This is a genomic window from Testudinibacter sp. 'clade 2', from assembly GCF_006227735.1.
Classification (GTDB): domain Bacteria; phylum Pseudomonadota; class Gammaproteobacteria; order Enterobacterales; family Pasteurellaceae; genus Chelonobacter.
Genome location: NZ_VDHB01000009.1, coordinates 1 through 9614, shown reverse-complemented (window position 1 = coordinate 9614; position 9614 = coordinate 1). Strand labels below are relative to the sequence as shown.

Below are 9614 nucleotides of genomic sequence, written 5' to 3'. Positions count from 1 at the left end.
TGTTTGTTTGTTTGTTTGTCATCATGATAAATCCTTAAAGTCAAAGGACAATGACTTATTTGTAAATATTTAACGAATTATTGCTGTATAAGGTAAAATTTATCACACGAAAAAGCAAATAACGCTGTTAACATTATAATTGTTATGTGATACAGATCACAATAATAAATCCTATTTCAGGGATAAAACACTATTTGAAAAAGTTCCCAATTATTTTGTATAAAAATATAAATTATCGTTATGCGGAACACTAAGCCACTATCCTTATCCTAAGCAAAAATCCTATCAACTCTCTATCATCCAACCACCAAGCTCTCCTGCATCAACCCAAACCAACCTTGCATTTTGGATTTTATTGCTTCCAAATCAATCTGTTGCTGTTGTGCCAGAAAACGCTGCCAGTAGGGATCGGCTTTGTCGCTGTCGTGGAAACCGTCTTGTCCCAGCTTGATTATCGCTTGTAATAGCTGCTCATCGTTTTGGGGTTCGGATAGAAACTCAGAATAAAGTGCGGTCGGTAACACCAGCAAATCTTGTTCGGCACGCAAGAAATCCTGTAAATACACCTGCAATTGCTCATCGGCTTGTTGCGCCGAAATCGGTCGAAAATGATAAAATTGCACTTTATTTTTCTCTAAGCCATAAAAGTGCGGTGTGGCACTGTCGGGTTGCTGAAGCTGTAATACTAAGTATTCGATCCAATATTGGATAACCTGTGTGGCTTTGACTGCGCTACTACGCCATGCCACTTTTTGCTGTTGGTATAAGCCGCTGATGTCGCCCTGCAATTGATAACGTTGTCCGTTGATCTCAAGCGCAACACGAATACTCAACGAATCGGCAGCTTGTGCCAAATAAGGCGCTATCACCGTACTGAGCGGTTGCAGCCGTTCACTCAGTTTTTGTGCGCTGATTTCGGCAAAATTCGCCCGCGGCAATTCGCCTTTCAATTCGAAACGCTGAATTTGCGCTGCCCATTGTGTTTGAGGCTGTTGCAGCAGTTGTTCGCTCAGTTGATAGCGTTCCAGCGAGTCAAGGCTGAAATTTTCGCTGTCTGCCCAATCAGTTTGATCGTTTTTAAATCTGACCCCAAGCTGTTTTTCGAAAAAATAGGCTAACGGTGATTGCACAAAGCGGATCAATTGTTCCAAGGCAATCACACTGCTGACCGCACTTTGCTCCACATCACTGAGCGGTTGCATAAATTGATTGTATTGCAAATCTGCCGATGCTTGGTTCACCAGCCACTCTTTGGCAAAAGAGCGGTTTGGGTTGCTCAGCGCAAAATTTTCCCGACTGAAAATCATCATAGGGTGTTGCTGCACCAAGTGTGAGCGCACTTTATCATGGCGCTGTTGTTCTGGGTGTTGCTGTGGATCAAATGCCGGAATCAAATCGGTTTGATCGCTCAAATAATCCAACAACTGACTGACCAGCACCGACGGCTGCAACGCCTGATTATCGGTCAAAGAACGCCCGATATAACTGATATATAGTTTTTGCTGCGCCGATAAAATCGCTTCCAAAAACAGATAGCGATCATCATCTCGCCGCACCCGATCGCCCTTTTGCGGCGCATACTGCATCAAATCAAAACTGTTCGGCTGGTGTTGGCGTGGGTAATCGCCTTCGTTCATGCCCAACAGCGCCACCACTTTGAACGGAATTGCCCGCATCGGCAGCAAAGTACAAAAGCTCAATTTGCCGTTCAAAAAGTGAAAACTGTTGTCTTCATCGCTCAATTTGGCGTCAAACAGCTCCGCAATCACACTGCTGTCTAAAGTGCGGTCGTAACCCGCATCAAGTGCGGTTTGGCAAATTTCATCAATCCGTTTCGCCAAAAACAGCAGCACCGAACGGCTTTGTTGATTGTCACAGAACAACGTCGTTAGTAGCCAATGCAACTGTTGCTGCCACTGTTCAATCGGCTGTGGTTGCTGCAACACCGACTGCCAATGTTGTAGGCAATCTAAAAAATCACCTAGTTTTCCGACAATCTGGGCGCTTAAACCATGGCTTAAATCGAATGCGACAGTGTTCTGCCAAATGCCGTCGTTTTCACGCATTGCCGTGCCCAACAACATGCGTTGCAAACCGCTTTGCCAGGCGTTGTAGTTTGGCGCTGTAGCATTTTGGTTAGCCGACAAGCCATAGCGAATGCCGTTTTGTGCCACCCAGTTTTGTAAGGTTTGCAGCTCTTTGAGATCCAACTCAAAGCGTTCGCGTACTTCCGGCACATCGAGCAGTGCCAACACCGATTCGGCGCTGAAATCGCTTTCTTTTAAACGTAACAATTGCAAATAACTGGCAATCACTATATCGCTATGGCTGTGTTTACGATCGGCAATTTCATAAGGAATAAAGCGTGGATCGTTGTATTGATATTGCGAAAATACCGCATGGATATACGGCACATATTGATCGACATCCGCCAGCATGATCACAACGTCTTTTGGGGTTAATGCAGGATCCTGTTGAAACCAGTGCAACAGTTGATCATGCAGAATTTCTACTTCGCGCATCGGGCTGTGGCAGGCGTGGATCATCAGACTTTGATCGTTCGGCGCAAGCAAAAATGGGGGATCCGGCTGTGCCGGTTGCAGATTCAAAATCGCATTTTGCAATTGTGCCAGCAGACTGTTTCCATCAGCTTCGGCATAGGCATCAATTTCATTGGCTTCACTTTGGCTGAGCAACGCCAAGAAATCACGCCCCATTTTGCCCCAAGTTGCCAATAGCGGATTGCCGGTTTGCAAATAGCCGAGCGGATCATCCTGCCAATCCGGCTGGTTCAATTGTGCTAGCTGTTTGTCATTCAGCCATTCGCCCGAGCCCACTTTTCCGTTTGTCAGACGTTTACGCAATTTGAGTTGCTGCAAAAATGCCGGATCAATAATATCGCCCCAGTAATAGCGACACGGATTATTGAAAAACAGGTGCACCTCGCAGTGTTGAGCCATCGCCTGCAACGTTTGCAGATAGACCTTCGGCAGTGCCGAAATTCCGAAAATAAACAAGCGCTGTGGCAAATGTGGCGGCTTTTGTTCACTCAAAAGCTGTAAATAGTGCTGATGCAAAGCGGCACGATGTTGGCAAGTTTGGTGATTTTGTGCTGCTTGCTGTGCTGTTTGCTGTTCAATCCGAGCATATAAGGCTCGCCACAACTGTCCTTGCCAACTGACCGCACTTTGCCACTCTGACGTCAGTTGATCATCGGCAAATGGAAGTAAAAGTGCGCTATCTGGTGGCGATCGGTTAGGTAAATGCTGCATAATCGCTTGGATAACCGCTTGATCATTATTCTGTTCCCAAGCCGTGATCCACTCAGGGCGATAAACCAAATATTGATCGAACAGATCCGCAATTTTACCACTCAGCTGATATAATTTTTCCTGTTCAGTCTGCGCTTGTCCACTCAAATATCGTTTCAGCTCAGCAAACTGCGGCAGCGACAATAGTGTTGGAATCAACGCCATCAAGTGCCACTGCATACTCTCTTTTGCAAACGCATTACGTTGCGGCACATTCGGCAAAGTGCGGTGATATTGGTGCCAAATAAAACTGGCGGGCAGCGGAAACGCAATATTGGCGGCGACACCGCACTTTTCAGCAATCTGTTGTTTCAACCACTGCGCCATGCCTTGGCTCTGCACCAGAATCTGTTCGCTCTGAAACGGATCTGACAACGGCTGTAACGCCAACAGGCGAACCAAAAGCTCTTTTTGCGTCTCTAAATGGTTGGAATAATATAAATGTAACACCGCCACGCCTCTGTTTCGATTAGATAGCGTTATTGTCAACGAGAGCGCCAGCGGTTGCAAGTGCGATTATTCAGTTTCGATATTCAACGTCAATTCTCCCGCCGGAAACCGCACTTTCACCTGTTTTGATTGACAACTCACTCGAAAAAGCAGTTGATTTTGTTCAATACTATTTTGGCAATCCAAGCCCAAACGCTGGCGGGCAAACTGATTTTGCGCCAGCAGCACCGCCTGATAGCGTTGGTAGATCAACACGCCCTCTCGTTGCTGCGCCGCCGTCCAAGCCGAAATGCCCAACACGACGCTACTGAACAGTGCCAGCGTCAGCAACACAGCAAACGGGCTTGCGCCTTTTTTATACTGAATTCCTTTATAACGGATTAACTTATAACGGATTAACTTATAACGGATTGAAATCATGCCAACTGTCACTCCGATACAACCATTGTTGATATTGCGCTGCCACGTTGTTCACCACGCTTTGATTAAATTCAATTTGATTTTGCGTCTGCTGCAAAGCGGTCTGATAGATCAGCGCACCGATAATCTTGCCTTCGCCCGACAACTTAAGCCTGCCGTTTACCAACACCACCCCATAAAAATCCTGTGCCAGCTGCCACTCGCTGTCGCCCTCGATCCACAACACTCTGTTCGCCTCATAATCCGCTGCATTTAAGGGCAAATGAACGAAATCAGATTGCTGCCAACCAGTTTGCCAATCTGGATGTAAAAAATTCAACAGGCCTTTTGCGCTCGCCTGCTGCGGTAAGGTTTTAAACAGCGTTAAACGATGACAAATGATGCTATGCTGCTGATCTTGCTGCGAATCAGTAAAATGAACACTAAAAAAATTTTCGATCTGCACCGCACTTTGCTGCCGACAAAGTGTATTGCCATCAGCAACCACACTTTGCTGCAACAAATGTTCCCGTTGTTGCAAATAGCGCAGCCGTTCGCCCAAATTCGCGCGATGTGATGCCAAGATCTGCTCGTCCAGCATCAAAAACAGCAGCAGTGCGCTGGAGAGCAACAACAGAGCGGTTAGAGTGACAACGCCTTTTTTCAGCATACTTTTCCTTTAATTTTTATGGGGAAGCCGTTTGACTGCCTTGCGCTAAGCGGTTGTTCAACGCAATCACCACCGCACTTTGATAGCGGATTTTAGGCTGTTTTTTATAACTGCCGCCAATTTCTGCCAAAACCCCTTTTCTGTTCGCCAACCACGAAAATCGCAGCAGATTGATTTGATAGGTGTCGGTATCGAGCAAATCGACCCAACCACGGGTATCACAGCCTTTTTCTGCAATATAGCCATTGCATTGTGCTTGCTCACACGCCTGAATCGTTCCGTTTTTATACATCGCACGGGTTTCAATCATCTTGCTTTTCAGGCGATAACCAAACAGCTCTTTTTGAATCTCGTTGGTTGTGTTGCGCTGTTCTGACTGGCATTGCGCTCCTTGCTGGCTGCCGACACAGCCGCTGTGATCCAAATCGTACCAAAACAGCAAGCAGCTGTTTACCGCCTCTCGATTAGCCTGTGTGATGGTCGTTGCCGTACCGTCTGTATGGTTAAATAAAGCAATGTTGGATTGTTCAAGGGTTTGCTGAATATGGTAAAAACCGCTACGAGCAATATCTTTACTCATCAAATGCAGCACTTTATGCAGCTCGTGTTGCAACTGCAACCGCAGCAATAACTCACGGTTCTGATTTGCCGCTTGGGTGAAAAACGCCACAATCAGCAACAGCAAAAATGAACCGAGCGCTATCGAGACCATCAACGCCAATAAGCCGGAGCCTTTTTTCCAAGTGGTCAAATACCGCACTTGGCGAAAATTAATTGTCGTGTACGCAGGCACTTGCGGCTTGATCATTTTTTACCCTTAAACTGCCAACATTAAACAGCGAAAAAATAGAACGCTCTTTGCCTGCCTGCAACACAAAACAAGCAGCAGAAAAAGTGTCACGAATCCCACTCAAGCGGCTGATTTCCAATGGATAATACTTTTTGCTGATGATTCGAGTTTGCTGCGGAAAACTCGGATAATAAAAATGCGCCTGCACTCTTTGCGGACAATGCTGCGGAATAAAACAGTCACAAATCAAATTATCCTTGCGCTGTACGCTGACACACCAATTCTGTTTAGTGACGTCACGATTGATCAGCAAAAACCAGATCTCGTGCGAGTTTTCGATCCGCAATTGCATATGTCGCAAAAAACCAAATAGCCGCCGCTGCTCTTTTTGCAACACCTGATAATCCGACAACACCTGCCACTGCGGCAACATCCAAGTGGCAAGCGCACTCAGTAAAAACACCACCAGCAGTGTTTCCAACAAGGTAAATCCCTTCGCCATTTCTCCCTCCCGACGGCACTATTGCCAGCCAGTTTAGAAAAATCGTTCAATAAACAAAGTGCGGTCAGGTATGTTTGCGATCGGGATCGGAAAAATTGAAAACGAGAGTAGAAATTATGCCAACTTAAAAACAACATATCGGCTTATAAGGGTCTGTTGATCTTTCTCTCATCATACTTGATTATATTTTTATCCACCCTATAATTCATCATATGTGATTAGTTATAAGGTTTTATAAGGTTTTATAAGGTGTCACAATGTCTCATAAAACAATGACTGAACCACAAGCAATATTTACTATCAGTATTCTGAAGCAAGCGTTAAAAGCTATCCAAAAAATGCCACGCACTTTGCAAGAAGAAATCTATTTTGATTTAGAAGATTTATCTTTGTATGGAAATACACTGAAAGAACCCAAAGTTAGGGATTTAGGAAACGGCTTAAAAGAGCTGAGAACAACTGCCCAAGATGGAATTGGCCGCAGTTTCTTCTTTTTCCATATTCAGAAAAGAATATTTGTCGTTCATGCACTACATAAAAAGACACAAAAAACGCCAAAACAGGATCTCGAGCTCGCCAAGACTCGAATGAAACAAATTAAAGAGGAATTCAAACATGTCTGATGAGAAATTAGAATTTACCACCCTTGATGAATTTAAAAATGAATTATTATCAAGCGATCCAAGCTTTGCAGAGCGACATCAAGCCCGACAAATCCAGCGGCAAATGCTGAATGAATTAAAACAAGCTCGTCTTGCGCAAAAACTATCGCAAAGTGATATTGCAAAACGCTCTGGTATCAAAATGCAAAATATTAGCCGTTTAGAGCGAGGTTTAGTTTCACCAACAATTGAAACATTAATCCGCTATGCTATTGCTGTTGGCGGCTCGTTCTGTCTACAACTGAAATCAAACAATTAGTAAATCGATCTCTATTTTGATTGACACTTGTTTTAGTCTGCGAAAGGGATAAATCCTTCAGTCATTTATCCCTTTCTTGTTAAAAAACAGCCTAACTTAAATCTACCTCTTTGGCGAAAAAGTAGGTTATGACAAAACCAACCAGATAAGCGGTGATTGTGCCAGCCAGATAAATGGCGATTGCAGCAAATACGCCGTTTGGTCCGGTCAACAGCGGAATTGCCAATAACCCAGAAGGTCCGAAGACGCTGTTCAATCCCATCGGGAAGCCCAAATAGGCGATCAACCCAATCACAAAACCACCGGCTGCACCACCGATACAGGCGGTGATAAAGGGTTTAACTCTCGGCAGTGTCACGCCATAAATCAGCGGTTCACCAATGCCTAAAAAGCCCGGTAAAATGGCGCCTTTAATCTGTGAACGCAGCAACGAACTTTTATTTGCCATTACATACAGCGCCATCGCCGCACCGACTTGCCCGGCACCTGCCATTGCCAAAATCGGAAACAGTGCATTGAAGCCTTGCGTTTCCACGAGAGCAAAATAGACCGGCACAAAACCTTGGTGAATACCAAACATCACCGACAGCAGAAACAACCCTGCCAACACCGCACTTCCAAACGGATTGCCGTTCAAATGGCTGAACAACCAAGACATGCCGTTAAACAACATCACGCCAAGCGGCATGATCAGCAAGAAAGTGAATGCGCCCATCAGCAACAGCGTGATAGTGGAGGTCAGCAGCATATCCAGATTATCCGGAATGAATTTTCGCACCCACTGTTCAATTTTAGCCCCGACAATCGCCGCAATCAGCACACCGATGATGTTGCCGCGCGGATCGATCTCCAAGCCGAAAAAGCTGCTCATGCCGGAATAAATTCCTTTGGTCGCTTCGGGGTTATAGCCAAGAATAAAAAACGAGGCGATAATGGCACCGTTGACTCCGGTGCCACCGAAGGCTTTTGCCGCATTATAGCCGATCATGATGCTTAAAAAGCTGAACAAACCTTTGCTGAACACTTTTAAATAGCCGATTAACGCCACCAAAGTCGCATTCGGCGCTTCCACACCGGCAACAAAAGATTGATCCAACAGGGTTCCGATACCCAGTAATAATCCGGCGCCGATAAAACCGGGAATCAGCGGAGTAAAAATGGTGGCGAATTTACTTAAAAATTGGTGCATTCCACTGCTTTGTTGTTGTTTCAACTGCTGTTTATTACTTTGAGCAATATCATTCAGATCGTTGGATACCGCACTTTGTTGCAAATAGCTGCGGCACAGTTCGGCGGCTTTTCCGGCTTTGCCCGGCCCTAGAATAATTTGCACCTGATCCTGCATATTCACCACGCCCATCACCGCCTCAAGCCGTTTCAGTTTTTCCAGCTCTACCGCTTGCGGCTGGTTGACTTTTAAACGCAAGCGCGTCATGCAGTTGCCGACTGAAGCAATATTTTCCGCGCCACCGAGTAACCTCACCACTTGCGCAATAAACGCTGGGGTGATCCCTGCCGCTTGTTTTGTCTCTGCCATAATGCCCTCCTGTTTTTATTGCTGATGCTGATTTTGTTACTGATTTTGTTGCTGAAAGTGAAATGCCAACGCTTGTCGGATAAAGCCTTGATGCTGCACCAGCAAACGCTCGGCTTGTACTGCCGAAAGATCTGCCAGCAGCATTAAAATGGCGGTTTTACAATGTCGATTACTCGCTTGCAATGCCTGCTCCGCCTGCTGTTGTTGGCAACCGGTGGCTTGCATCACAATATTCTTCTGCCGTTCGATCAACTTGTGATTCGTCGCTTGCACATCGACCATCAAATTGCCGTACACCTTGCCGCTGCGCACCATCGCTGCTGTCGTCAGCATATTCAGCACCAGTTTTTGTGCCGTTCCGGCCTTCATGCGTGAGGAACCGGTCACCACTTCTGCCCCGACCGCCACACAAATCGCAATCTGTGCCTGTTGCAGTAAAGCTGAATCAGGATTGCAGGCAATGCCTGCCGTCACGCAGCCCGTCTGTTTGGCACACTCAATACCGCTCAGCACATAGGGCGTGCGCCCGCTGGCGGCAATCCCGACCACCACATCATGCTGATTTAATTGAATTTGTTGCAAATCTTCGATCGCAGCCTGTCGATTGTCTTCCGCATTTTCTACTGCGCTGAAAACCGCACTTTTGCCCCCGGCAATCAAGCCAATCACCTGATTCGGGTCAGTACCATAGGTCGGTGGACATTCGCTGGCGTCCAAAATTCCCAAGCGCCCAGAAGTGCCTGCGCCCAGATAAATCAAGCGCCCGCCACGTTGAAATGCGTCGACAATTTGGTTCACCGCTTGTGCAATCGATGGAATTTGCTCGGCGATAATCTGCGGCACTTTTTGATCTTCCTGATTGATCAGGCGTAAAATATCAACGGTCGATAAGCGATCAAGCTGCTCCGATTGTGGATTACGGCTTTCGGTGATCAATTGATTCAGTTTTTCCGGCATTCGCCCTCCTCATCTGATGTGGGTGATCGACATTTATGGCGGCTGATCCTTGACTTAATCAGCATTAAATACTAATT

Annotated in this window: 9 protein-coding genes; 2 read left to right on the top strand and 7 right to left on the bottom strand. The window is 46.1% G+C overall.

What is annotated here, in order from left to right; genetic code table 11:
• Positions 1-296: 296 nt before the first annotated feature.
• The 5 genes from recC to FHQ30_RS01275 all read right to left on the bottom strand — a co-directional run bounded on the left by recC (position 297) and on the right by FHQ30_RS01275 (position 6122).
• Positions 297-3761: an exodeoxyribonuclease V subunit gamma gene (gene recC / locus FHQ30_RS01295; protein ID WP_176552641.1), complete on the bottom strand. Its 3465-nt coding sequence runs from the start codon at positions 3759-3761 to the stop codon at positions 297-299.
• Between the two features lie 66 nt (positions 3762-3827).
• Complete coding sequence (locus FHQ30_RS01290; RefSeq protein ID WP_139611458.1) at positions 3828-4181, bottom strand: DUF5374 domain-containing protein; 354 nt, start codon at positions 4179-4181, stop codon at positions 3828-3830.
• Positions 4162-4830: a DUF2572 family protein gene (locus tag FHQ30_RS01285; protein WP_139611457.1), complete on the bottom strand. Its 669-nt coding sequence runs from the start codon at positions 4828-4830 to the stop codon at positions 4162-4164. Before FHQ30_RS01285 ends, FHQ30_RS01290 begins: the two co-directional genes overlap by 20 nt.
• 16 nt (positions 4831-4846) lie before the next feature.
• A complete protein-coding gene (locus tag FHQ30_RS01280; protein ID WP_139611456.1) occupies positions 4847-5638 on the bottom strand; it encodes a hypothetical protein in 792 nt (263 codons plus the stop codon).
• A complete protein-coding gene (locus FHQ30_RS01275; protein WP_139611455.1) occupies positions 5601-6122 on the bottom strand; it encodes a type II secretion system protein in 522 nt (173 codons plus the stop codon). Before FHQ30_RS01275 ends, FHQ30_RS01280 begins: the two co-directional genes overlap by 38 nt.
• Positions 6123-6379: 257 nt before the next feature.
• Between FHQ30_RS01275 and FHQ30_RS01270 the strand changes: the two genes are divergently transcribed.
• Both FHQ30_RS01270 and FHQ30_RS01265 read left to right on the top strand, forming a co-directional pair.
• Positions 6380-6745 carry a type II toxin-antitoxin system RelE/ParE family toxin gene (locus tag FHQ30_RS01270; RefSeq protein ID WP_267963832.1) on the top strand — a complete coding sequence of 122 codons (366 nt, stop codon included), beginning with the start codon at positions 6380-6382 and terminating at the stop codon, positions 6743-6745.
• Complete coding sequence (locus FHQ30_RS01265; RefSeq protein WP_139611454.1) at positions 6738-7043, top strand: helix-turn-helix domain-containing protein; 306 nt, start codon at positions 6738-6740, stop codon at positions 7041-7043. Before FHQ30_RS01270 ends, FHQ30_RS01265 begins: the two co-directional genes overlap by 8 nt.
• 91 nt (positions 7044-7134) lie before the next feature.
• Here the strand turns inward: FHQ30_RS01265 and murP are convergent, their stop codons facing one another.
• Both murP and murQ read right to left on the bottom strand, forming a co-directional pair.
• Entirely contained in the window at positions 7135-8580 is a 1446-nt protein-coding gene (gene murP / locus FHQ30_RS01260; RefSeq protein ID WP_139611453.1) for a PTS N-acetylmuramic acid transporter subunit IIBC, read from the bottom strand.
• A gap of 36 nt (positions 8581-8616) precedes the next feature.
• Positions 8617-9537, bottom strand: a complete 921-nt coding sequence (gene murQ, locus FHQ30_RS01255) for an N-acetylmuramic acid 6-phosphate etherase (RefSeq protein WP_139611452.1) — start codon at positions 9535-9537, stop codon at positions 8617-8619.
• Positions 9538-9614: the final 77 nt, after the last annotated feature.

What these genes read in the sequence shown, in the direction of transcription:
- murP (WP_139611453.1), bottom strand. Translation starts at nt 8,580, where the DNA reads ATGGCAGAGACAAAACAAGCGGCAGGGATCACCCCAGCGTTTATTGCG.
- FHQ30_RS01280 (WP_139611456.1), bottom strand. Translation starts at nt 5,638, where the DNA reads ATGATCAAGCCGCAAGTGCCTGCGTACACGACAATTAATTTTCGCCAA.
- FHQ30_RS01275 (WP_139611455.1), bottom strand. Translation starts at nt 6,122, where the DNA reads ATGGCGAAGGGATTTACCTTGTTGGAAACACTGCTGGTGGTGTTTTTA.
- FHQ30_RS01290 (WP_139611458.1), bottom strand. Translation starts at nt 4,181, where the DNA reads ATGATTTCAATCCGTTATAAGTTAATCCGTTATAAGTTAATCCGTTAT.
- murQ (WP_139611452.1), bottom strand. Translation starts at nt 9,537, where the DNA reads ATGCCGGAAAAACTGAATCAATTGATCACCGAAAGCCGTAATCCACAA.
- FHQ30_RS01285 (WP_139611457.1), bottom strand. Translation starts at nt 4,830, where the DNA reads ATGCTGAAAAAAGGCGTTGTCACTCTAACCGCTCTGTTGTTGCTCTCC.
- FHQ30_RS01265 (WP_139611454.1), top strand. Translation starts at nt 6,738, where the DNA reads ATGTCTGATGAGAAATTAGAATTTACCACCCTTGATGAATTTAAAAAT.
- FHQ30_RS01270 (WP_267963832.1), top strand. Translation starts at nt 6,380, where the DNA reads ATGTCTCATAAAACAATGACTGAACCACAAGCAATATTTACTATCAGT.